A 22,625-nucleotide genomic window follows, 5' to 3' on the forward strand; every position below is an offset into this window, starting at 1 on the left:
GTTCTTATCCTTTTAATAGAGCTTTTTTCAAATATGGGTCAAGATCTGATTGTTTGAGCAACCACCCAATGTAATCAGCAGGGATGTCTTTAATTAATGCGCCTTTATGCTTGCCAAAAGTCAGATGTGTTGGGATGCGAGCTTGTTCTGAAAACAAGTAGAGAGACTGAAAATCTTTAACGCCAAGTACTTTGCAGATCTGCTTTAAGAGCACAGCAGTAAGAAGTACATCTTGTTTAGCATTATGAGCGTTGCGAATAGACTCTCTTGCTTTGACAGACCCATTGGTGAACTTGTAGATCAATGCTGATAGGTTGTGAGCATCATCTGGCCATACCATGCGAGATAGAGCCAAGGTGCAAATCGCTTTTGCATTTATAGATTTATCTGCAAGTTTGATAGCTTGAATGTCGTAATCAACATTGTGGCCAATGATGTATTCAACACCCTCAGGCAAACGGAAAGTTTCGTAACTTGGTTTGCCAGCGATATCAGACTCAAGAATGTGATGCACAGCCATAGCGCCGTAGCTGATAGGTTGAGGACAAGAAAAGTACTCATCAAAACAAGCATCTTTATCAACAGCCAATTCACCGTTTCTAAAATTGACAGGAACATGGGCTATCTCGATTGGATAGCCGTTCATATCATGAGTTTCAGTATCTAAAATTATTGCGCTCATGCATGCATTTCCTGTTTTGCCAAGTTGTCGATTTCTTGTTTTACAGCTTCGAGTTTTGAAGATTCAATTTGAGTCAAAGCATCTATACCTAAATGCTCACATACTGTTTTTACATCTAAGCCTCGCTCATCAATGAAAGCTTGTAATGAATCACGCTGACCAACATCAATAAAATTAGGGGAGCTTTCAGGCTCAAACCAACGTTTAGTATCTGTGTTAAAAGCTAACCCATGATTTAAAGCAACCTCTTTCATGTATTCCCACATTGATTTGTGGTATGGGTGTTCTCTATTAAGGCTTTCAAACAAAGTATTGAACTCACTTGCAAATTGAGACTCATCACAAGACTTAATCCATTGCTCCCAGTCTTGTTGTAATTGCATTGCTTGCTTTTGTTCTGGGGTAAGCGTGTTTAAATGATTTTTAGTCTGCTGAATTAATGATGCTAGAAAATTATTATTTTCTGTTTTAGTTAAATCGGGAACGATTACATTTCCAAGGTTGCCAGAATCCTTGGTATGGAATCCCTCACCAGCTCTAAATTTTAGAACTTTATTAGAGTTACCGCGTGAGTCCGTCTCTTCAGCTAAATATGCCATTGCATCAGCAAGACGATATATTTCTTGTCGATTTTTACCGCCTAGATCTGGGCGCACCAAAGTTAAAGTGTCGTTCTTATCTTCCGTAGCATGAGCGATAAAAACTACATCTTTGCCATAGCCAATTAACTTATTAACAAACAAGCTAAACATGTTATTAGCTACACCTTGGACGTTTAATTTTAATGAGCCATCACTTTTAGTGTTTTTGCTGTTATTTGCTAAATGCGTTTTGATTAGATCTAACACGCGACCAATAGTGTCAAAAACAACTGTGTTATATGGTCCTAGATCCTCTTCAGTGATATTTGAAATATCCATCCAAGTTTTAGCCACAACAACATCACCGCGACGATTTCCACCGGTTCGATATGCACCTTGGTCTGCATCAATAATTAGTGGCTTATCAGCAGTCATACCTAGTGTTGTTTTGTACATGCCCGGATCGCCGTAGTAGTAAACTTTGATTGCATTTACCGGGATAACTTGAGTAGGTGTAATTATATTTAAAGCCATGATTACAACCCCTTATTTGAGTTTGAATTGTGGTATGCAATACGCTGATTCTTACTATATGGCGTGCGCTGAAAGCAGTCTTTCGCATACATTACTTCACGTTCTTTTTTGCGTTGATCACCAACTTCTTGCTGTAAATTGCGAGCAATCCAAGGTCTAGCTTTCAAATATTCAGGATCTACTGGTGTGCCGCCGTTCTCTGATTCAAGACGGATGTCAGTCAACTTGTAGTTGGTTGAGAATGTTTGTGGTCCAAGTCGAACATGATAGCGACCAGAATCATCGCGAGTAATGAACTCGCGGAATGGTGTAGTGTATCGAGTGCTCATGAGTTCACCTCAACCATCTTATTTTTTTCGATATGAGCAGTGATTACAGAAATCATATTTCTGATGTCATCAGCATTGGTGAAATCGTTATAAAAGCCGCCGTTAGCCAATAAAACACGGTCTACAGCTAAGTTTTTTATGAATATTGCTTTGGTATCGCTACCCAACTGACCGTTATAGTCAGGCTCTAATTCAAAATCAAAGCTTGTGAATACGTGATAGCCGTTTAGATTTACGATCGCTTCGCCAGTCGTACCAGATGTGATTTTTACTGACATCACGCCGTACATAGAATTTGTATTGGCAAAAGAGTAAACAGGTGCAGGTTGGATTGGCTTTGTTACTAGGGCATAAGCACCAGTTAAGCCGCACAAAGTGAATGCAGAAACTACAGAACCAACAAGAAAAGACTTGCCTAGCGTGTAGCTGCGGTTGTGATTTAAAACGTTTTGTTCCATAATGACCTCATGTGAAGTGAGAAGCCCTGTTTGATGTGAGAGTCCGCAGGGCTTTTTGCTGTGTATGAGGTAAATATACCTGTGAGGTAAATTATTGTAAATACCTGTTGGGTAAAATTTAGAAAAATAATTTTTACTTTTAAGGTAAAATATTTTTAAATAGACAAAAGAAAACCCACACTGGGTGGGTTGGGATTGAATGTTATTGAGGTTTTTGCATATAATCCAAAAACTTTACATCTGCACCATATTAAAGATGTACTGGTAGGGAGTTGTTGTATGGCTATAAACAAAATGCTTGATAGAGATGTTCGTCAAGCAGTTAAAAACAAAGTTTTAAAAGACCATATTAATGATCCATCCACATTGGTTATAGATGAATTAGGATTAAACTACGGACGTAATAGAGTTGACATCGCTGTTATTAATGGTGAAATCCACGGTTATGAACTAAAAAGCGATTCTGATACTCTGGATAGACTCCCAAAACAAGCTGAATGTTATTCTTTGGTGATGGACAAAGTAACGCTTGTTGTTGGTGAAAAACACTCTAAAGAAGCAATAGCCTTGGTTCCTGAGTGGTGGGGGGTAAAGATTGCGGTGATGGGTAAGAAAGGGGCGGTTCATTTAACAACAGAAAGAAAGAATAAAAAAAATAAAAATATTGACCCACATGAGTTGTTAAAGTTGGTTTGGAAAGATGAAATTATGGGGTTGCTATCACTAAAAATAAATGTTGATTGGCGCATAAAAAAACTAAAAAAGAAAGATATCTACCAGCTTGTGATAGATAACTTTGCTTTAGATGAAATCAGAAACCATACTAGATCTATACTGAAATCCCGCTCAAAGTGGCGATTTGATTTATAACAACTGTTATATGATGATTTACACTTACTTTTACCCAAGTTCCAAAATTACCAGGACCAACACTGCGAGCTGAGCAATCGTAAATGTATTGATCTCCACTGGAGAATGTATGACCATAATAATATCCAGAATTAATTAAATGTGTTGCCATGTCATGATATTGTTCAAAACCATCAGCATGTACATGAGCTTGATACCTAACCACCATCATGTAATTATCGTCTAGGGTATATTTAATTTTGGCATTTGGCTTAACTGGCCCATCTGATTCAAATTCTTCAGGGTGCACACTTGCATAATCTGAAAAAATATAAGGTATGGAGGTATGTGTGTTTGTATTTAATACGAAAGCTTGCCATTCAATTCTAGGAATAAAACCGTGCGGGTTATAATCATCTCTTGGAAGTTCTTTTGGCATTGAGCTAGATGCAACAATTATGTTTTTAAAAACAATTCCCGATGTTAAATGATTAAGCACCAATTGAATTGATTGAAATTGCAAAAAACTGCTTGACTGAATGTTTTCACCATAATCGATAATGAGATCAACATCGCTTGGTGTTAAATTAAAAAAATTTAATAAATTATTTATTTTTTGAAGTGTATCTAGTCCAATTTCTGTAATATCAATTCTAAAGGCTAATCCAACTCCAAAATTTATAATAGCGTTATTTACAGCATTAAACATAGCGCTGGAGGAGCTTAGAGATACCACAGCATCAATACTTGATAGGTTTAAATTATATAGTTTGTCAAAAATCCAATTTGCATAATATTGATTCTCTATGAGAAAGTCTCTGCTCGTATCTAAATCTATATAGCATGGTAAATTACCCCATCTATCTAAAATCTGTTTTGGCAAAACCTGTGCTCTTCTTTCTTTTTCTGAATTAGTTAAGCTAAAAAGAGGTTTTACATATTGTTTAATATTAGCCTGTAACTCACTTAAAGCAGCGTACTCATTTTGCTTGGTTTGTAAGATCGGAACATATTTAAAACTTATTGTCATTTTCTTCTCCACCCGATGCAAAGGACTGTGTCGGGTCACAGTTTTAATTATTTAAGCACCGTATTTTTCTAAAAACTCATCAATCCAACCTTGCGCCTGATCTAAATTGCTTATATCTGCAAGCTTTAGATTGGTGCTTTCGGCTTCGTTAAATCCCTCGATTATGGCTTCAAAGATATTTGCTTCATTAATGACCTCGCGTGCCATTTCCGCAGCGTCATAGCTTTGCTTGGCTTTTTTAAGTGATGCTATTTGTTTATCAATACCATCGCCAATTTTTCCTAATGCTGCTTTAAATTCTTGTTTGTTAATAGATAAGGCGGTTTTGGATTTATTGAGTGTTGCGATCATGAGTAATATCCCTAGGTTTACAGTTAAAATATTGTGTACCTACCCACGACCTTGCCAACCAGTCTGCAATTACAATCAATTGGTATGATTTGCTTATGCCAGTTAGGGTTGAGTGGGCGCAAATAATAGTCACCATCCTCGACTACTAGCTCTTTAAATGTTGCCTCGCTATCACCATCACACGCCATAACTACCAGATCACCAGTATTTAGCTCATCGAGCTGGAATGTTGGATTAACATAGATGCGATCTTCTGGTTTAAAAGTAGGTTCCATTGATGCACCTTTCACAATTAAACCAAAACCGTATTGCCCAGCCCTTGGATTGTAAGGAATCCATTCAATCACATGCGACATATCGGCCGAGACAACAGGGGTAAAGTCACCAGCTTGCACCCAAGAGATAACAGGTGTTTGTTTGCTGGCAGGCAAGCCATCATGAATGATAGGCGGTATATAATGATCAGGTAGGCTTTTTGATAGGTTGTCTTGCGATTGATCCAAAAAACCCTTGGGTTTATTAAAGGCCTGCTCTATTTTTTCTGCTGTTTCATCACCTATGTTTTTAGTTGGATTTTTCCCAATATATTGACTAAGCAAGTTATAGGACATCTGAATTTTTTCAGCAAACTCTGTACGATCCAAACCTGAGTCTTCCATAAGTTTTCTAGCATTACTCAGCCTTATCTCATGAATTGTTTGTAATTCAGTCACAATCAAATCTACCTATACAACATTAATTAATAATTTACCTATGGGGTAGAAAAAATAAATACCCTGTCAGGTTGTTTTTTATTTACCTTGTAGGTATATTTATATTTAATTTACCTGAAAGGTGTACTTATGCTTACGCTTTATGAATTTTGGCGTGGACTAGAGAAAAGTGAACGTATCCAATTTTGCGAAACAGCAAGCATTTCTTATAGATACATGGAATCTCATCTAATCCACGGTCGAAAAAAACCAAGCATGGAAACCATTCAAAAGATGGTTGATGCCAGCAATAAAAAACTAACTCATGAGGGATTGTTTAATTTCTTTTTGGGTAAAACCTCAGAACAACAGGTGACAGTATGAGTTTGGATAAAAAATCTACGCATGTGCGTTTATCTCCTGAAATCCATGAACGAGCAAAAGTTCTGGCTGAAATTAAAGGTAAAGACCTAGCTCAATACCTTGCGTTTCTTCTTGAGAAAGAAATCGTAGGTGAGTGGCATGTACTTAATCTACAAGCAAAATCATTTGAGCGCTTGGGATTAGGAGCTTTAGTAAGGGAAATCTCAACTGAGGTTAGTTTTTCGGAGGGATTTGACGGGATTTACGGGGATTCAAGCAAAGAAAAAGCCTGATGTATCAGATCAGGCTTAGGCATTCATAACTATAGGAAATGAACATGACAAATATACCAAAACAGCTTCAAGTGAACAACAGTGATTTTGTAGAAGGTGACACTGTTGTTTTTATTGATGAATCTAAACCAAATCATTTGATGACTGTAACTCAAGTGCAGAAAAATGGCGTGTTACTCAATGGGAATAACAGCTTTGCGCTTAATCATTTGATTCGTCACGCGACTGTTGCAGAGTTTATAAATCAACGCCGTTTGCCAGCATTAACCACTTTTGGTGATGACCAGCATATAGAAAACAACATTTCTCCAAAATGTAAAACCATTTCCAATGATGTGCAGATCCACTTGAGTAATGCATTTGCAGCTCAAAAGGAGGTGTCATGAATACTTCTGCAAAATTGCCAGAGCATAAACAAATTCAAGCTATTCAGTCTTGGTACGATCCATCGCTCAAAATACTAAGCGATTTCTTAGAAATTCGTAAGGCTAATTTGCGTAAAATCAATCGTGATGAAGCGAATGCCGCTATAACTAAGGATGAGTTTGTAGAGGCTTTAAGCCGTGCGCACGGCATGAGTTACGGCGATGCTTCGCTTGTTATTACAAGTTTGCATCGTGCTGGAAAGATCATAATTTTTGGACGGTTTATTAACTTAACCAAGGATGGTGAGTCTTGAGTAAATTTGTACCTAATTCATTCATGATCGCCAACGCATTTGTTGATGATGCTATGAATAAGCTAAGTGATGCATCAGTAAAAATCTATTTACTGATCGTCAGAAAAACACGTGGCTGGACTAAAGAGAGCGATGCACTTTCTTTACGTCAGCTTGAGAAGCTATCAAAGAAAAGTCGCCCAACAGTTTCTAAATGCCTTAACGAATTAGAGGAGGTAGGCTTAATCAAGAAACACCACCAGTCTAAATATGGCAATGTGTATTCACCAGTAGACAATTATAATCTTGGTGAGTGGGTTAAATTTCCATCAAAAAAGGTACTGGTAAAAGCACTGGTTTTGTTCAAAAAAGAGACGGTAAAGAATTTTAACCACTTTGGTTATGGAGAAAAAATAAGCTCAAATCGAGTGAGTTTTGTATTAAAAACTGCTTCAAATAAATCTGTAGTGGTTAAAAATTTTAACCACCTTAAGGATGTGGATAACTCTACCAAGTGGTTAAATATTTTTACCACTTCAAATGGCAACTGGTTAAAAATTTTAACCACAGGTGGTAAAGAATTTTTACCGCAAGTGGTAAAGAATTTTAACCCACAAAATACAACTATCAAAAACAACTATCAAAATAAAAATAATACGTGGTTTGTTTTGGAAAATTTGAAATTAGAAATTTGTTCTATCGATCACTCAATCGATACCAGCGAGATTTTTGAAGCTGCATGGTTTGATCGTGAATTATCTAGCTTCAAAAGTTTCAATGAAGAGAGAAATCATTCTGATGAAAACATGGTTCGATTCTTTGCTGACTGGATGCTTAAAGCTCGCGCTAAATACGCAAAGATGAAAACACCAGTACAACGTTTTTCTGAAAACAAAAATTCTGGCCAACAAGCTCAAATTGAAAACAGCACACCTGAAGTTATTAAGTTTGCGTCTGACAAACAGCTCTACAAGTTTGCAAAAGAAATGGTTTTCCATCCTGAGTTCAAAGATTCGTTTTGTCGAAGTGGTGAGTCTTGGATGGATGCAGCTAAGCGTATGGCTGTATTGATCTCAGATCCTGAACAACAAAAACCATTCATTCCATTCCTGATCGAACTTGGTTTTAAACAAACCAAAGGGGCGGCTGCATGAATATCGTTCTAACAAATTCGGATATTAGATTTTATCTGGTGTGGTTAGCAGATATTAAACGCCGACCTCACTACGAAATTATCGTAGTTCGCCAAGTGATCAAGGCATTTCAGAATAACGGTGAACATCAACTTAAAACTGAAATTATGCATCTGGCGGATATGAACCGCCGCGCTTGTGAAAAGAACTTGCTGAGCAGTGCAGGAGAAGGGTGATGAATAAAAATATGAACTCAGTTGAAATTGTTGCGGCAGCTTGTGGTTTGTCAGATAAAGCGAGCTGCACGGAAATCAGTGAATCAGAATTAAAAAAAGCACTGATTGAAGTTGATTACAGCAACATTGTCAAAGCAGCAAAAGAGATTTGGTACGACAACGGAATGATTAACCGCATAGAACTAGAGTCAGAGAAAGTCGAATTATTGCTTAACTGGTTACAAACACTTGATAGCAATTTACTAGAAACAATCGAATTGGAGTTATCTAAATTAAGTGAAGAAGATCTTGAGACTGTGTGCTGTGGTGAGGAAACCGAGCAAGAGCGATTAGCATCTAAATCAGTCAATGAATTTCTTAATCGCATCTTTGATGAAGAGTATGAAATCAAAGTAGGAGACATGGTAGAGATTACGAGCTATCAGCAAACAATCGAATTGTGCGGCAGGGAAAGTCAAAAATTTATAGGTGATTTGATGTATGTAGCTGGTGTAGAAGGTGATGTGCTCAAAGGGCTTGACTACAACTTTGTTGGGAAAAGAGACGTAAAACTAAACTCAAAAAAGGAGCAAGGCTAATGAACGCGATCAATTTTATAAAGCAGCACGGTGTTGAAAAGGCGAGGCTTGTATTTGGAGTGGGTGTTAATGATCTAGGTCGTTCAACATGGTTGGCGGCAGAGAAAAGACATACTACTGAGTACAAGCTTTGGCAGAACATGTTGGAGCGAGCTTATAGTCAAAAATGTCATGAACGTAAACCAACATATATTGGAACAACAGTAGATCCAAGATGGTTGAGTCTTAAAGCGTTCTTAGAAGATGTGTCAAAAATCAAAGGATTTGATAAAGCACTAACTGAAGGCTGGCAGCTAGATAAAGACATCATTAGCAAAGGAAGCAAACACTATTCACTAGATACTTGTTGTTTTGTGCCAAAAGCAATAAATGTGCTCATTACAAATAGCAAGGCGTCAAGAGGGAAATATCCAATCGGTGTTTTCTATAGTTCACGAGACAAAAAATACCAGTCTTGTTTAAAGATTGATAACAAAAACAAATTTCTTGGTTCTTTCCCTACGCCTACTGATGCTTTTATGGCGTACAAGAAGGCAAAAGAAGATCAAATAAAAGTCGTAGCTGAAAGATACAAGGATCAGATAGATCAAAGAGCATATCAAGCATTGCTTTCTTTCACTATAGAAATCACAGATTAATCGGAGGTGAGCATGTTTAAAGTCGGGGAATCTGTGGTTTTAAACAATAGCAGTCAAAACAAGGTTATGAAGATTCAAGCCTACAACGACGAATTTATTAGAGCTTATTGGAGCAAAAAAGAATACTCGTTTGCGCATGAGTCAAACTTTAGACACGCTACACCAGAAGAAATCGCAGCAGGCCATCGTATTGACTGCGAAATCCTAGATTATCCAGAAGATTACACATCCCCAAACTGCAAGAAATACGATGAGAGGGTGAAGTGATGAGAAGTGAATTTGAGAAACATTTTTTAAGTTTGAAATTTGCTACCGAGGGTTCGGCACAGCGTTGTTTGGATTCTTGTACTTTTGACTCTGAGCAAGATGCTTATCTGCCTGATGTAAATTGGATTTCAGATAATGATGAAGATGAATGTGTGATTTATTGTTGCATGCTAAACACAAGCTACATTTCTTTTAAAGAACAACAATCCAAAATTGATGAGCTGCAAAAGCGGGTGGATGCGGCACAGAAACTAATTGATGACTGGAGTTTTGGTGGAGTGCATATATTTGACTTATTAGACGAGTTAGAGCAAGCACTCAAGGGTGGTTTTGATGAGTGACTACATGAACATGACACTTGAGCAGCTTCAGCAAGAACACGCTGAGTTGCTTCTATTTAATGATGAGTTGGATCGTAATTGCAAGGCTCACAAGGCAAAGGCTAATAAATATCAAACGAAATGCTGGCACATACAAACTCTTTTGATGAATCCAGTTGATAAAGACATGACATTGAAAGCAATCAAAACAGTGATTGAAATGGTTGGTGAATTTTAATGACATCAATGAGCATCGATCAGTACCGCCGTGAAATCTTAAAGCAGTTGGACAAGCCCAAGGCTGCTAAACGCAATAAGTTTAATGCTCAGAAAGTTGAAATGGACGGGATGACTTTTGACAGCAAGAAAGAACACAAGCGGTACATCGAGCTTAAAGCGATGCAGCAAAGGGGCGAGATCTTCAGTTTGGAACATCACACTAAATTTGAACTAGCACCCAAAACGAAACTTGAGGGAGAGAAAAGGGCAAAGCCAGCGTTACGTTATTTTGCTGATTTCACTTACTACATCATCACAGGTGAATACATTGTCGAAGATGTGAAGTCGGAAGCAACGAGAAAGAAAGACAGTTATCGAAACAAAAAGCACTTAATGAAAACGGTTTTAAATATTGACATTAAAGAGGTCTAGGCGATGAGACAGCAAAATAACGACTGGTTGTTAATTATAGCTTTTATCATTTTCGCCATTGTTGTAGTGGCTGTAAAAACATGGAACACGGTGCAGGTTTGTAAAGATCAGGATGTTTACTGGGTAAATGGAACTCGGTTTACATGCAAGTTGTTTAAGTAATAGGAGCGCAATATATGTTAGTTGAGAAGTTTGATTTTTTGGAGTTGTTGCGTTTGGCTATTGCTCAAAGTAACGGTAAAGGAAAAATTACAAAAGATGTGGTGTTAGGTGAAATTGCGCTATTACCACCACAAGCTAAGAAATGGGCGGAAATACTACTTGAACGTGTAGATTTTGAAAGGATCGCCGTAGTTACTGAATCTAAAAAAATATATGAAACCAAAATCATTAATGGCAAGGAAGTTAAAAAACGTATTGATGATATACCGGGTAAAGTAGAAATTAAGAAAGGCAATATTTCATCAACTGAGTTTTTTAGAATTAGAAACTTTCTTGCTGGCAAGATCCATAAGGAAATGATTAAGAAAAACTTTAAACCTAACAATTGCCAAGGTGATTTAACCAATGTGGCCAAAGGTGTGGCTGAGGTTGTTTTGCGTGGTCATTTATTTGTAAAAGCAATGTGCCCGCCGTGCCAAGGTTTGGGTAAGTTAGAAATTTTTGAAGGTAATGCAAACCCAATTGGTACTAAGTTTTGTGAAAAATGTGAAGGATCTGGAAAACGACCATATACATTGAATGAGAAAATTAACATAGCTCATTTGACACTAACCAAGACTGCCTACATCAAAAGCTATCAAAAATATGAGTTGTTGGGTGAATCCATTGTCGCTGAATGGGAGAATCAAATCCGTAATAGATTAGCTAAATCATTTCATTTTGAATTTAACCAGGATGAACAAGTAGCATCTTATGCTTGACAGCAAGGTATACACTTGCGTATAAGTATTTCTAAAATGGGCGTTTTATAAAGTAATTGCCCTGAAAAAATTTGAAAGCTCGCATATGCGGGCTTTTTTGTTGTCTGAGATTTAATTGGTTAAAATATGATGACTTTAAAAACAATATATTATTCAGTGAGAGTCAAAGATTAAAGTTATTTAATCCATTAAATTTAACTTAATGGATTAAATATTTGCAAAATAAGGTTAATAATGATGTGGAATAAATTAGATGTTGGGTCTGGTCGCCCACTAATCTTGTTGCATGGCATTGGTATGTCACATAAAGCATGGAATCCAATTATTCCCTTACTCAGTAAATCGCGTCGAGTAATTGCATTTGATGTTGCTGGATTTGGTGAAAGCCCAAAGTTTGATTCAAAAATAGAACCTACCATTGAAAATCTCGTTAAAGCATTGTCAGAACAGCTTCATGAAATGGGGATTGATCAACCTGTAGACATTGTTGGAAATTCAATGGGAGGGTGGATGGCTTTAGAGGCGGCTCGCATTGGTTTAGCTAGTTCAGTAGTTGCAATTTCTCCAGCTGGGCTATGGTTTAAGTCACCACCTCATGTAAAGACGATTTTTTATAGTTTGAGATATGCAATAAAGCAAATGCCATGGCTGTCTAGAGAACTAATGAAATTCGGTATTTGTAGAGAACTTTTCTTAGCAGTTCCAATAAGTATTGGAGGTCGAAAAATTTCACAAGAGGATGCAATTAATTCTATTAATGATTTTTCAAAAGCATCTGACTTTGAAAGAACATTTTCAAATGCGGGTCGATTTATAGATGGCCAAAATATTAAAATTCCCATAACAATAGCTTTTGGTTCAAAAGATTGGTTATTAACTCGTAAAAATTGCCAGATAAAACAAGAATTACCTATACACACAAAATGGATTGAGGCAAAAGGTTGGGGACATGTGCCAATGTGGAAAGACCCTAATGGTGTAGCAAGTCTAATAATTGAAAACATTTGATAAATTTGGCGAATTTTATATTTTTGAGGGTAGCTTCACAGGTATATAAAATTAGGGTTTATTGACATTTCATGAATGCAACCAAGTGTATATAAGCTAAACCAATGGCAGTTGCACAACAAAAGGTTTAACTGATGAAGAGATCGCTCAACAAGATGAGCGATATTTTTTGGCCATAGAAAAATTGAAGTGGCTGAAAGGCCGCCGTTATGTGTTATAAAAATATCTCCAATAACTAAGGGGGATGAAAATGTCTAATAATGGAAAAGTAATAGTTAAGGATTCTGATGGGGTGGAACATCTAGTGTATATAGAAATTCCCGAAGAAAATCAGCAAGCGCATAAGTTGGCTAGAGAGAGTAACAAATGGGATGATTACCCATTCCCCAAAAGCATTGTTGTAGGTGGAGTTGAAATGCCGCAGATTGATGGTAATTACTACAAAGATTCATCATCTGGTAAAACCTATGAAATTGTAATAATAACTAATTTTTAAAATAGCCCTCTTCGGAGGGTTTTTTAATGGGTGGATTTTATGAAAGAAGTCGGATTTGTAATTCAGCAACGTCCATATCCACCAGAATGGATTTTTGCCTTAGACACACCAAACTTTGCACCAGCACCTGAATTATGGCGATGGATCAAGTCTATTTTCCTCAATCCTGAACATAAGCTATTCAACCCTGATCATGCACATCTGGGAGCGTTCTACTATCCACAGATCGCCGTGATGTGGGCAAAAGGTGGATTTAAGAAACATGGTCGCTTTGTCGTTGGCCAAGCTGAAAAGATCATGATTAATGCAGGTGGGTGGAAAAAGGAACGGCAGGAAGAGCAGTTCTATCAATGGTTCAATGATATGCCCGATTACTTAATCACGATTGATGCAACCTATGCAAAACAAGCTAATGATGTTGATTTTTGTGCTTTGATCGAACATGAGCTTTATCATATTGCCCACAAGAAAGATGAATGGGGCATCCCATCCTATAACCGTGAAACTGGTAAGCCCAAGTTGACAATACAAGGTCATGATGTTGAAGAGTTCACGGGCGTTGTTCGCCGTTATGGAGCAAATCAGGAAGTTCAAGAAATGGTTAATGCTGCAAATCAACGTCCAACGGTAGCAAAAGCTGATGTTTACCATGCATGTGGAACTTGTTATTTAAGAGTGGTTTAGAAATTTTTTTGCCATTCTTCTTAGATGTACTTAGATGGAATGGTGGAAATGGCACGTATTACCAAAAAGGTGAAACTGTTCATCGTTAGGATGCTTGCTGAGTTTGAAACACCAACCCAAACATCCCGTTCAGTTAAAGAAGTTTTTAGTATTGATGTGACCCCACAACAATGTGAGGCTTACGATCCAACAAAAAGAATTGGCCAAGACCTAAGTCAGGAATTACGAGATAAATTCTTTGAGTATCGCCGTATAGCAAACCAAGAACTTGAAGCTATTCCTATTGCCAACATGCGCTATCGACTTCAGCTTCTACAGGGTTTAGTTGATAAATACCCAAACAATCCAGTTTTGATTCCGAAATGGGCCGAGCAAGCGGCTAAAGAAATGGGTGGGCTTTATACCAATACAAGCAAAACGCAATTAACTGGCGCAGATGGCCAGCCTTTAAACCCTGAGCAAGTTACTCATGTTGTAGCTACGCCTGAACAGATAAGGCAGGCAATGGATGAACTCGAAAGTAAATACTAGTCTGCTTGAAATGCAGTTAGAACGAGAACGCTGTGAGAAAGAACATTTATTCTTTACACGGCGTTTTTTCTTGCCTCGAATGGGCTTTAAGTTTTCAGTCAATTGGCATCATGAATATATTGCAGACAAGATTGATCAAGTCATATCTGGAAAAGTTAAAAACCTTGTCATTAACGTTCCACCCGGATCAGGTAAAACTGAATTACTGACTAATTTAATTGCCCGTGGTTTAGCTAGAAATGCTCGATCACGATTTCTGTATTTATCGTTTTCTCAGTCACTGGTTGAGGACGTATCTGCCACGGCGCGAAACATTGTCAAATCAATAGATTTCCAAAGTTTATGGCCAGTCAAAATATCAACAAGCACGGATGCTAAATCTAGTTGGAAAACGACAGTTGATGGCTACGATGCGGGGCATGTTTATTCCGCTTCAATGGGCGGGCAAGTAACAGGTCGACGTGCAGGTACATTAGCAAATGACGGGTTTACAGGTGCAATCATTCTTGATGACCCATTAAAGCCCGAAGATGCTTTTAGTAAGTCAGCACGTAAGAAAGCCAACCGTAAGATCCTTAACACGGTCAACTCACGTAAAGCTAAATCAGACACACCAATTATTTTGATCATGCAGCGTTTACACGTTGAAGATCCGACTAATTTTGTGATGACTGGAAATGTACCCGGTGATTGGGAACAGATCAGCATTCCTGCATTGATCGATGATGACTACATCAATCAATTGCCAGAGCATATTCAAGCCAAAATCCCGCGAAATGTAGAACGAGATCAGCACGGCCGCCAAAGCTATTGGCCATTAAAGGAATCACTTCAATCATTACTGCAATTAGAAAAGGGCGGTGAAGATAAAGACGGCGCGACTGTCTCACGTTATACGTTTGCCAGTCAGTACATGCAGAACCCTAAAAAGTTAGGCGGTGATTTAGTTAAGTCTGAATGGTTTGGGCGTTATTTAGAGTTGCCGCTACTTAAATGGCGAGCAATCTTTGCCGATACGGCGCAAAAGATTAAAGAGCATAACGATTTCTCAGTTTTCTTATGTGCTGGCCTAGGGTACGACAACAAGCTCTATATCATCGATGTGCATCGCGGGAAGTGGGAAGCACCAGAGCTTATAAAAGAAGGTAAGAAGTTCATCAATAAACATAAAGCGGGTGATACCAAAATCGGGAATCTACGCTATATGGCAGTTGAGGATAAAGCCAGTGGTACAACTTTAATTCAAACCATTTCAAGAGAAACAACTATCCCGATTAGAGCAATCCAACGAGATACAGACAAGCTCGTTAGGACTATGGATGTTGTTTTCTATGTGGAAGATGGTTTGGTGATGTTACCCGCTAAAGCGCCGTGGTTATTAAATTACATCGAAGAAATTGAAGGTCTAACAGCAGATATGACCCATGACCACGATGACCAGTGGGACCCAACAATTGATGCGATCGAAAATATGGTTGTGAATCCTTACGACCTTTTAGATTAAGGAGAATATCTTGGAAGAGCGCAATCAAACACAAGCGCCAGTCATTGTGAATGATGGTGCTTATGTCAATTTTGTATCGAATCTCAATACAAGCCGTGATAAATCATCACATGGCCATTTTGCGAAAGAAACCAATCTTACTGATTATGATTTCGAAGCGGTATATCAAGACTGGCTTGCTAAGAAAATTGTCAATCGCCCTGTGTTGGATATGCTTCGGGCTGGTTGGTACTTCAATGGTTTAGAGGATGGTCAAATACTCAAGATCAGTGACGAAATTAAGCGCCTGTGTTTAGTCGAGCGATTGGCAAAGCTACTGATCTGGTCTCGTTTGTATGGTCGAGCGTATTTGGTATTTGGATTAGCAGATGGTTTGCAATTGGATCAGCCTTTTGAGATTGAAAAGTTAAGACAAGGTGGGCTTCAATTTTTCACAGTTCTAAAGAAATCCAAAGTACAGCCTTTAAATCAGGAGTATGTACCTTTAGAGCTGAGCGCAGGTGAACCAGAACAACCAATGTATTACCAAATTAGTAATGGCAATGGTACTCAAAGCAAAATACATCATTCTCGAATCATGTGTGTGAAACACGGCGATGAGGGAGAGTCGCTTTTGTTGGCCATTTACTACACTTTGCGAAATTACATCGCAACCAATGCGGGTGCAGCAAGTCTAGTACACGAAGCAAAAGTGGATGTGATTCGTACACCAGATCTAATGATGAAAATCATTGATCGTACTAAAGACATGATGGAGCGATTTGGTGCAGCAGCTCTGCTTAAAAGTATCAATGGCATGCTTGTCATTGATAAAGATGAAGAGTACGAGTCCAAGTCATATACATTTGGCGGCTTGCCTGAGCTTATGCGAGAGTTTGGCCAACAAACGGCGGGTGCCGCAGATATGCCTTATACATTGTTATTTGGGCAAACCACTTCGGGTTTAAATAATAGTGGTGAGTTCGATTTGCGAAGTTACTACGATCGAGTCAATACAGAACAAAACTGGACCTTGCGACCCATACTAGAACGGATATTTCCCGTGATTTTTAAAAGCCTGTTTGGAGCGATACCAACAGGCTTTAATTTTGTGTTCTATCCGCTCTGGCAGCTAGATGTAAAAACTCGATCTGAAGTAGAGAAGAACAATACTGAGCGTGACATCAAATATTTAGAAAAAGGCATTATCACTGAAGCAATGATTGCGAAGCAGCTTCAGCAAGATGGTACATACGATTTTATAGATGATGCTCATATCCAAGCGCTCGATGATTTGGCGGGGCAAATAGATGACAATTCTCAGCAACCTTAAGCCGCTCATTCAGCAAGCTCATAAAACTAAGTTAGGACGTAAGGCCAAACCACAGCCAATATTCATATCCAAGAAAACGGAAGTTGAATATTACAAGGCACTCTTATCGATTAGTCATTTATGTCAAAAGGGTGTGAAAGATGATATTGAGCCGATGTTGGCTTTCAATATGGGTGATTCAATTCAGATCCATATCGGAGATGGCATATTTTCCAGTGTTAAAAACGCACTGGGAAATCTAAAACAGAAGATCACGAATAGTATCGATTTGATAGCTGCACAACTGGCCACGCAAATCGTTCTGAAGCAGAAAAAAGCAAGCGATAAGCAAATAGCTGAAATGCTGCAAAAGTCTACTGGTTTGGATTTTACTGGCTTGATGCGAGATGAGGATCTACAAGATGCAGTCGATAGCGCTATTGCTGCAAATGTATCTCTGATCCAGTCAATACCTAAGCAATACTTAGATAAAGTCGAAGCCGCTGTATTGGATGGCATACAGACAGGAAAGCGTTCGGATGAGATTAAAAAATCTATTTTGGACATTGGCCATTCTACTGATTCACGCGCTAAGTTAATTGCGGTTGATCAGCTTGGAAAAATCAACGGGCGACTTGCTCAGATCCGTCAGCAAAAGTTAGGGATTACTCACTACACTTGGTCAACGAGTCATGATGAGCGTGTAAGACATTCGCACCGCTTACGAGATGGTTTGATATTCGCATGGAATGACCCACCATCAGACGGGCATCCGGGTATTCCAATTAGATGCCGATGTGTACCAATACCTTACACGGCGCATTTATTTGATAAGAATGCAAAGTCGCCCGAACAGGCAATGGCAGCTCAAAGTTGATTCTGGCAACACAATACAGTAAATAACACTAAGCAACTAAACCCACTCAATCGAAGTGGGTTTTTTATTGCCTATAGGAATAAAAGCATGACTAAGTGCCAGTGCAGAAATTGTGCATATACCAATAAACACGGCGGTTATATGACTTGTCTTAATCGGAGAACTAATAGCATTTTAAATTGCCAATGTAGATCTAATTTTATTCAACCATCCAAAGCACCACCTAAAAAGCCATAGGAAGTGAAATGAAACGCTACTTACTACATTTAAAGTTAGGTGACTTTGCACCTGCTCAATCAACAAGAACCCTCACTCCAGAGGGTTTTTTATTGTGCAAAGATGCTCGACTCGGTAAAGCACCTCAGGTACGCCAATACTACGCAGCCGAATTTAATGGGATAGAGGGCTATACGCCTGATCAGGTCATTAATGTCTTTAGTTCAGCCGATGAGCTATTTCGACCTGAAACAATCCAAAGCTATCAGGGTGTGGATGTTACTGATAACCACCCACCGGGTAATGCTGTAAATGCTGCCACATGGAAAACTCATTCAATCGGCACATTATCGAATGTTCGTCGTGATGGGGATTATCTAATTGGCGATTTGCTGATTAAAGACAGTGATGTGATTCAGCAGATCCAAAGCCAAGAGCGTTTGGAATTGTCTTTAGGTTACGGCGCTGAACTTCATTTCATTACTGGTACTTCACCAGATGGTACGCCGTACCAAGCTGAGTTCAAAAACTTCTACGGCGATCATGTTGCCCTTGTCAAATATGGCCGTTGCGGTGGCGATTGCCGCATAGGCGATCAAAACCCAAATCAACCAAATCCAACGGAGAAAACAATGCAAATCATTGTAAATGGCATCCCATTTGATGTTGCCGATAATGCGGCTCTTACAGCAGCACTAAAAAAAGATCAGGACTTATTAGCTTCATTGCAACAAACGGTTAATTCAAAACTCAAAATTGGAGATCAAGAGTTTTCAATTTCAGAGTTGGCCGCAGTTCAAGCTGTGATCGATAAAGTGGTTGCAGATGCAAAAACCAATGCTGAAAAAGTAACAACGCTTGAAGCCAATCAAGTCACACCAGAAAAGTTAGAGGCATTGGCCAATGAGCGAGCGACTGTAATTTCAGATGCAAAAAAACTCAATGCAAATGTCAAAACGGATGGGTGTTCTTGTGAGCAAATTAAGCGTGAGGCTATTACTGCCAAAGCTGGCGATGCAATCGTTGGTGCAATCTTGGGAACTGTTGCGGTTGTCGACGCTAAGCCTGAGCAAGTCGACATGGTGTTTCGTGCGCTTGTTGCAACCAGTGGCACTCAAACCCCGTCAAACCCAATTAATAGTTTCTTTACGGGTGATAGCCAAAATACCCCACCAGCAAGAGGGAATGGTGCGGCACCTGCACAAGAACAGGGCTATGACAAAACAACAGCTTGGAAAAAAGATATTTAAGGAGCTAATAAATGCAGCTTAATTCAAAAGTGGCGGTAGTCGGGCAACGCCTTAAAAGTACGCCTGAAGATGTGCGCTCTATGCCAATGGCAGGGGCAGGCACTTTAAATGATGGTCAAGTCGCTTGTGATGCAGGTGACGGCGTTCGTTGTTCTGTCGTTGGGGGTGGCTTGCGTCCTATCGGTATCGTTGTGCATCAACACATCGGCAAGAACGGTACTGATTCAAGTGGCAAAGAAGCATATCAACAGTATGACGTGCCGCCGATTATGCGAGTCGGTCGAATCTGGGTAAAACCCGCGGTTCCAATTACAGCCACAGGTGGCAAGGTTTACGTTCGCACAGCGAATGCAACCACTAACAACCCATTGGGTTCATATCAAACAAGTGCAACAGATGGCACGGAATTAGTCGGAGCTACTTGGGATTGCATTTCCAATGCTGATGGCATGGCTATTGTTCAATTACGCGGGGCTTAATACATGAATCGTGAACAACTAATTAATCGAAAGCTCGCCCTTTTTGGTGGTGTAGCACCAATTATGCAAGCTCAGGCGGGTGATGCATTTAATCTTAAAAATTTGGTGACTTTACTTGTTCAATTAGAAACAAGTAATGAAATGACACCACAAATGACTGAAGCAACTGAATACGCTTCGTATATTCCAGTGAAATCAAATTTCCCTGCAGTCGTAGGGACCAAACATACATTACAACGTAAAAACGGCGTAGGTGAAGGTCAGGACCATAGCGGTACGGGTAATGACATTCCATTAGCTGAAGTATTCTACGACAACGTGGATCTAGGCGTTCGTTCTGGCTCAATTGGTTATCAATATTCAATTCTTGAATTGGCCACAGCATCTCAAGCCGGTATCACTCTTGAAGCTGACAAGATCCAAGCTGCACGTTTGGGCTTTGAGAAGCATATGTCTCGTATTGCTTGGGTGGGTGATCTTAATCTAGGTTTGCGTGGTTTGTTTAACCAAACTGGGGTTAATGTTCAGACTGCATTAAAAGCATGGGAAACTGCAACACCGGATGAAATCCTTGCAGACATTAATGACATCTTATCGGATGCGATTGAAGCGAGTGAGTTTAATCCTGCAATCACTCCAGATACGATGATTCTTCCAACAAGCTTAATGCGTATTCTGACTCAACGACGTATCGCTGATAATTTAGAAACCACTATTTTTGAATGGGTGTCTAAAAATAACTTGCTTGCGCTTGAAGGGAAAAAACTCACTATTCGTGCAACAAGTCGTACAGAGTCGATGGGGGTGGGTGGTATTCGCCGTATTACTGTTTATCGTCGTGATCCAGCTTGTATTGAAATGCGTATTCCAAAAGAGTTGGAATTCTTAGCACCTCAAGCTGATGGGCTTGATCTATTCACACCGGGTTATTACTTATATCAAGGTGTATGGCTCAAACGTGTTGACAGCTTACGCTATATGGACGTTCCTAAAACTTAATTAACCAATTTACAAATCATGACTAAATAGCCGCAATTAAGCGGCTTTAGTCATTTTTGGAGCAATGAAAATGCCGAAATATACATATCAGGGTGAAATGGGTCGCCTATCAGCACGTACCAAATTCGGTGCAGTTGTATTGCCGAAAGGCGAAGAAGTTGAAATCACTGATGAGCAACATGAAGCTTTAGTCGATCATCCTGTTTTTAACGCTTTAGAAAAATCAGGTGAATTGTTCATATCTGAAGTTAAGAAAACTAAGCCAAGTGGTAAAGCTGATACAGCAGCTAAGGCAAAACGTGAAGCTGAATTGGTGGAAGTAAAAGCCAAATTGACCGAGCTTAATGTCGAATTTAGTGATGATGAATCACTTGAAGATCTGCAAGCAAAGTTGGCGGCCACTAAGTAATAAGAGGCTAGATGGCCATGTTCAAAGTCAAAGTTGAAATGTCAGAAAATCCGAGTTGGATTCTAAAACAATTCCAAAAGCAAGCGAATAAGTTTCTAGGCAAGGTTGAGATTGGCGCTTTTGGGATGCATAGCGGTAAACGTTCAATCACGATGCCTGATCTCGCAGCAATTCATGAATATGGAGCACCTAGCCGCAAAATTCCAGAGCGATCGTTTCTTCGTGCATCAATCACTTTAAACCAAGGCAAATACGGCAAATATTTGCTGGGAGAAGTAAAGGACTTACTTTTACTTAGAACCACTCCTACAAAGATTAAGCAGGTATTAGGGATGCAAGCTGCGGCAGATGTGCAGATGTACATGGTGAATGGCAAATTTACGCCGTTGAAAGCTCAAACAATTAAGCGTAAAGGAAGCAGCAAGCCATTAATAGATACTGGCCAATTGAGACAATCAATAACATATAGAGTGGTGGATTAAATGTCTTACTTAACACGGGATGAGCTTATTGGTCGTTTTGGTGAAACTGAAATCGTCAGACTTGAACGTAATATTGCCAAAACAGATGGATCTAACCCACCTACATCCGAACAAGCCATTTCGGATGCTGTAGAAATGGTGAATGGCTATATTGCTGTTCAATATCCCTTACCGTTACCTGTTACTACTGAGCCAGTAAAACGTGCCGTTGCTGTAGTCGCACGATATTACTTGTACAAGGACAAGCCAACGGAAATTGTTCGCCTTGATTACGAAGATGTGATGAGTTGGCTTAAAAACATTGCAACAGGCAAAGCTGTTTTGAATTTTCCCGTGCAGGATGATCAACCTACACACTTATTTGGTACTGGAATATTTGTGGTGTAACTATGACAGTAATTAAAGACTATTTTGCAGTTGAGCCAATTTTGGTTGAGAAAATTCAAACAGCAATGACTGATTTGGTTGAGGTCAATACTCCATTTACGATAGAGGCAATGCTCGAAGCCTCAAACAATGCGCCGTCAGTTAGTGTGATTTATTTCGACGATCGTATTGGTGATAGCGCGAGTAACGGAAGTTCAGCAACTGTATTTCAGCAATGGTTAGTCGTGTTGTGTATTCGAGATGCGTGCGCTCAATTGCAAAATACAAACTCACTGCGTAAAGAAGCAGATCCATTCATTCGAAATCTACTGGACACACTGCAGGGATTCAATCCTCAAGTCGCAGGTTATCGAATGTTTAAAAGGGCAAATTCACCAGTGCGAATCGGAAGCTCACCGGGATTTGCATATTTTCCACTGATGTTTGAAATTCAAATATTTACATGA

35 protein-coding genes and 1 pseudogene are annotated in these 22,625 nt (G+C 39.1%); 29 read left to right on the forward strand and 7 right to left on the reverse strand.

The window, feature by feature from the left end; genetic code table 11:
- Nucleotides 1-4: 4 nt before the first annotated feature.
- From CDG56_RS01320 to CDG56_RS01335, 4 genes are read right to left on the reverse strand one after another with little or no spacing between them, the layout of a single operon-like run.
- The gene (locus tag CDG56_RS01320) at nt 5-682 is read right to left on the reverse strand and encodes a DNA polymerase III subunit epsilon (protein WP_087546690.1); all 678 of its coding nucleotides are present in this window, start codon (nt 680-682) and stop codon (nt 5-7) included.
- On the reverse strand, nt 679-1,797 hold the full coding sequence (locus tag CDG56_RS01325; RefSeq protein WP_087546691.1) for an ATP-binding protein: 1,119 nt from the start codon (nt 1,795-1,797) through the stop codon (nt 679-681). The genes CDG56_RS01320 and CDG56_RS01325 overlap by 4 nt, the downstream gene beginning before the upstream one ends.
- Before the next feature lie 2 nt (nt 1,798-1,799).
- Nucleotides 1,800-2,126 carry a hypothetical protein gene (locus CDG56_RS01330; RefSeq protein WP_087546692.1) on the reverse strand — a complete coding sequence of 109 codons (327 nt, stop codon included), beginning with the start codon at nt 2,124-2,126 and terminating at the stop codon, nt 1,800-1,802.
- Nucleotides 2,123-2,584, reverse strand: coding sequence for a hypothetical protein (locus tag CDG56_RS01335; protein WP_087546693.1), 462 nt, complete (start codon nt 2,582-2,584; stop codon nt 2,123-2,125). The genes CDG56_RS01330 and CDG56_RS01335 overlap by 4 nt, the downstream gene beginning before the upstream one ends.
- Nucleotides 2,585-2,863: 279 nt before the next feature.
- Between CDG56_RS01335 and CDG56_RS01340 the strand changes: the two genes are divergently transcribed.
- The gene (locus CDG56_RS01340) at nt 2,864-3,454 is read left to right on the forward strand and encodes a sce7726 family protein (RefSeq protein WP_087546694.1); all 591 of its coding nucleotides are present in this window, start codon (nt 2,864-2,866) and stop codon (nt 3,452-3,454) included.
- On the opposite strand, the gene CDG56_RS01345 is transcribed toward CDG56_RS01340, so the two are convergent.
- From CDG56_RS01345 to CDG56_RS01355, 3 genes are read right to left on the reverse strand one after another with little or no spacing between them, the layout of a single operon-like run.
- Nucleotides 3,414-4,463: a beta family protein gene (locus CDG56_RS01345; RefSeq protein WP_227519033.1), complete on the reverse strand. Its 1,050-nt coding sequence runs from the start codon at nt 4,461-4,463 to the stop codon at nt 3,414-3,416. The two genes, CDG56_RS01340 and CDG56_RS01345, sit on opposite strands and share 41 nt — an antisense overlap.
- Nucleotides 4,464-4,514: 51 nt before the next feature.
- Complete coding sequence (locus CDG56_RS01350) at nt 4,515-4,814, reverse strand: hypothetical protein (protein ID WP_087546695.1); 300 nt, start codon at nt 4,812-4,814, stop codon at nt 4,515-4,517.
- Between the two features lie 23 nt (nt 4,815-4,837).
- Complete coding sequence (locus CDG56_RS01355; protein WP_143225668.1) at nt 4,838-5,527, reverse strand: LexA family transcriptional regulator; 690 nt, start codon at nt 5,525-5,527, stop codon at nt 4,838-4,840.
- 129 nt (nt 5,528-5,656) lie between these two features.
- On the opposite strand from CDG56_RS01355, the gene CDG56_RS01360 reads away from it, so the two are divergent.
- From CDG56_RS01360 to CDG56_RS01495, 28 genes and pseudogenes are all read left to right on the forward strand, one after another.
- Nucleotides 5,657-5,890, forward strand: coding sequence for a transcriptional regulator (locus CDG56_RS01360; protein ID WP_087546697.1), 234 nt, complete (start codon nt 5,657-5,659; stop codon nt 5,888-5,890).
- On the forward strand, nt 5,887-6,162 hold the full coding sequence (locus tag CDG56_RS01365; protein WP_087546698.1) for a hypothetical protein: 276 nt from the start codon (nt 5,887-5,889) through the stop codon (nt 6,160-6,162). The genes CDG56_RS01360 and CDG56_RS01365 overlap by 4 nt, the downstream gene beginning before the upstream one ends.
- Before the next feature lie 44 nt (nt 6,163-6,206).
- The gene (locus CDG56_RS01370) at nt 6,207-6,548 is read left to right on the forward strand and encodes a hypothetical protein (RefSeq protein ID WP_087546699.1); all 342 of its coding nucleotides are present in this window, start codon (nt 6,207-6,209) and stop codon (nt 6,546-6,548) included.
- On the forward strand, nt 6,545-6,841 hold the full coding sequence (locus tag CDG56_RS01375) for a hypothetical protein (protein WP_087546700.1): 297 nt from the start codon (nt 6,545-6,547) through the stop codon (nt 6,839-6,841). Before CDG56_RS01370 ends, CDG56_RS01375 begins: the two co-directional genes overlap by 4 nt.
- Complete coding sequence (locus tag CDG56_RS01380; protein ID WP_087546701.1) at nt 6,838-7,974, forward strand: replication protein; 1,137 nt, start codon at nt 6,838-6,840, stop codon at nt 7,972-7,974. The genes CDG56_RS01375 and CDG56_RS01380 overlap by 4 nt, the downstream gene beginning before the upstream one ends.
- Nucleotides 7,971-8,189, forward strand: a complete 219-nt coding sequence (locus tag CDG56_RS01385) for a hypothetical protein (protein WP_087546702.1) — start codon at nt 7,971-7,973, stop codon at nt 8,187-8,189. Before CDG56_RS01380 ends, CDG56_RS01385 begins: the two co-directional genes overlap by 4 nt.
- Nucleotides 8,189-8,767, forward strand: a complete 579-nt coding sequence (locus tag CDG56_RS01390; RefSeq protein WP_205666488.1) for a hypothetical protein — start codon at nt 8,189-8,191, stop codon at nt 8,765-8,767. The genes CDG56_RS01385 and CDG56_RS01390 overlap by 1 nt, the downstream gene beginning before the upstream one ends.
- A complete protein-coding gene (locus CDG56_RS01395; protein ID WP_087546703.1) occupies nt 8,767-9,405 on the forward strand; it encodes a hypothetical protein in 639 nt (212 codons plus the stop codon). The genes CDG56_RS01390 and CDG56_RS01395 overlap by 1 nt, the downstream gene beginning before the upstream one ends.
- A 12-nt stretch (nt 9,406-9,417) precedes the next feature.
- On the forward strand, nt 9,418-9,672 hold the full coding sequence (locus CDG56_RS01400; protein ID WP_087546704.1) for a hypothetical protein: 255 nt from the start codon (nt 9,418-9,420) through the stop codon (nt 9,670-9,672).
- Nucleotides 9,672-10,013, forward strand: coding sequence for a hypothetical protein (locus CDG56_RS01405; RefSeq protein WP_087546705.1), 342 nt, complete (start codon nt 9,672-9,674; stop codon nt 10,011-10,013). The genes CDG56_RS01400 and CDG56_RS01405 overlap by 1 nt, the downstream gene beginning before the upstream one ends.
- Nucleotides 10,006-10,230 (forward strand): hypothetical protein, encoded by a 225-nt coding sequence (locus CDG56_RS01410; protein ID WP_087546706.1) that lies wholly within the window; start codon nt 10,006-10,008, stop codon nt 10,228-10,230. The genes CDG56_RS01405 and CDG56_RS01410 overlap by 8 nt, the downstream gene beginning before the upstream one ends.
- The gene (locus CDG56_RS01415; protein WP_087546707.1) at nt 10,230-10,643 is read left to right on the forward strand and encodes a DUF1064 domain-containing protein; all 414 of its coding nucleotides are present in this window, start codon (nt 10,230-10,232) and stop codon (nt 10,641-10,643) included. The genes CDG56_RS01410 and CDG56_RS01415 overlap by 1 nt, the downstream gene beginning before the upstream one ends.
- Before the next feature lie 176 nt (nt 10,644-10,819).
- Nucleotides 10,820-11,566, forward strand: coding sequence for a hypothetical protein (locus tag CDG56_RS01420; RefSeq protein WP_087546708.1), 747 nt, complete (start codon nt 10,820-10,822; stop codon nt 11,564-11,566).
- 234 nt (nt 11,567-11,800) lie between these two features.
- The gene (locus CDG56_RS01425; RefSeq protein WP_227519034.1) at nt 11,801-12,574 is read left to right on the forward strand and encodes an alpha/beta fold hydrolase; all 774 of its coding nucleotides are present in this window, start codon (nt 11,801-11,803) and stop codon (nt 12,572-12,574) included.
- 106 nt (nt 12,575-12,680) lie between these two features.
- A pseudogene (locus CDG56_RS17200) lies at nt 12,681-12,794 on the forward strand (ABC transporter ATP-binding protein); the annotation flags it as partial.
- 30 nt (nt 12,795-12,824) lie between these two features.
- Nucleotides 12,825-13,070: a hypothetical protein gene (locus tag CDG56_RS01435; protein WP_087546710.1), complete on the forward strand. Its 246-nt coding sequence runs from the start codon at nt 12,825-12,827 to the stop codon at nt 13,068-13,070.
- A 39-nt stretch (nt 13,071-13,109) separates the two neighbouring features.
- Entirely contained in the window at nt 13,110-13,754 is a 645-nt protein-coding gene (locus CDG56_RS01440; RefSeq protein WP_087546711.1) for a putative metallopeptidase, read from the forward strand.
- Nucleotides 13,755-13,802: 48 nt separating this feature from the next.
- On the forward strand, nt 13,803-14,285 hold the full coding sequence (locus CDG56_RS01445; protein WP_087546774.1) for a DUF2280 domain-containing protein: 483 nt from the start codon (nt 13,803-13,805) through the stop codon (nt 14,283-14,285).
- Nucleotides 14,263-15,789, forward strand: coding sequence for a phage terminase large subunit (terL, locus tag CDG56_RS01450; RefSeq protein WP_087546712.1), 1,527 nt, complete (start codon nt 14,263-14,265; stop codon nt 15,787-15,789). Before CDG56_RS01445 ends, terL begins: the two co-directional genes overlap by 23 nt.
- 10 nt (nt 15,790-15,799) lie before the next feature.
- A complete protein-coding gene (locus tag CDG56_RS01455; RefSeq protein WP_087546713.1) occupies nt 15,800-17,101 on the forward strand; it encodes a DUF1073 domain-containing protein in 1,302 nt (433 codons plus the stop codon).
- Nucleotides 17,079-17,957 (forward strand): phage minor head protein, encoded by an 879-nt coding sequence (locus CDG56_RS01460; RefSeq protein WP_227519035.1) that lies wholly within the window; start codon nt 17,079-17,081, stop codon nt 17,955-17,957. The genes CDG56_RS01455 and CDG56_RS01460 overlap by 23 nt, the downstream gene beginning before the upstream one ends.
- 245 nt (nt 17,958-18,202) lie before the next feature.
- Nucleotides 18,203-19,423 carry a DUF2213 domain-containing protein gene (locus CDG56_RS01465; protein ID WP_087546714.1) on the forward strand — a complete coding sequence of 407 codons (1,221 nt, stop codon included), beginning with the start codon at nt 18,203-18,205 and terminating at the stop codon, nt 19,421-19,423.
- 11 nt (nt 19,424-19,434) lie between these two features.
- Nucleotides 19,435-19,902 (forward strand): hypothetical protein, encoded by a 468-nt coding sequence (locus CDG56_RS01470; RefSeq protein WP_039047530.1) that lies wholly within the window; start codon nt 19,435-19,437, stop codon nt 19,900-19,902.
- A 3-nt stretch (nt 19,903-19,905) separates the two neighbouring features.
- Nucleotides 19,906-20,901 (forward strand): DUF2184 domain-containing protein, encoded by a 996-nt coding sequence (locus CDG56_RS01475; protein ID WP_087546715.1) that lies wholly within the window; start codon nt 19,906-19,908, stop codon nt 20,899-20,901.
- Between the two features lie 70 nt (nt 20,902-20,971).
- A complete protein-coding gene (locus tag CDG56_RS01480; RefSeq protein ID WP_087546716.1) occupies nt 20,972-21,310 on the forward strand; it encodes a hypothetical protein in 339 nt (112 codons plus the stop codon).
- Between the two features lie 17 nt (nt 21,311-21,327).
- Entirely contained in the window at nt 21,328-21,792 is a 465-nt protein-coding gene (locus tag CDG56_RS01485; protein ID WP_039047533.1) for a hypothetical protein, read from the forward strand.
- A complete protein-coding gene (locus tag CDG56_RS01490) occupies nt 21,793-22,179 on the forward strand; it encodes a DUF1320 domain-containing protein (protein ID WP_087546717.1) in 387 nt (128 codons plus the stop codon). It begins immediately after the preceding gene.
- Nucleotides 22,180-22,181: 2 nt separating this feature from the next.
- Nucleotides 22,182-22,625, forward strand: a complete 444-nt coding sequence (locus tag CDG56_RS01495; protein WP_087546718.1) for a hypothetical protein — start codon at nt 22,182-22,184, stop codon at nt 22,623-22,625.

It is taken from the genome of Acinetobacter sp. WCHA39 (genome assembly GCF_002165385.1).
GTDB lineage: Bacteria > Pseudomonadota > Gammaproteobacteria > Pseudomonadales > Moraxellaceae > Acinetobacter.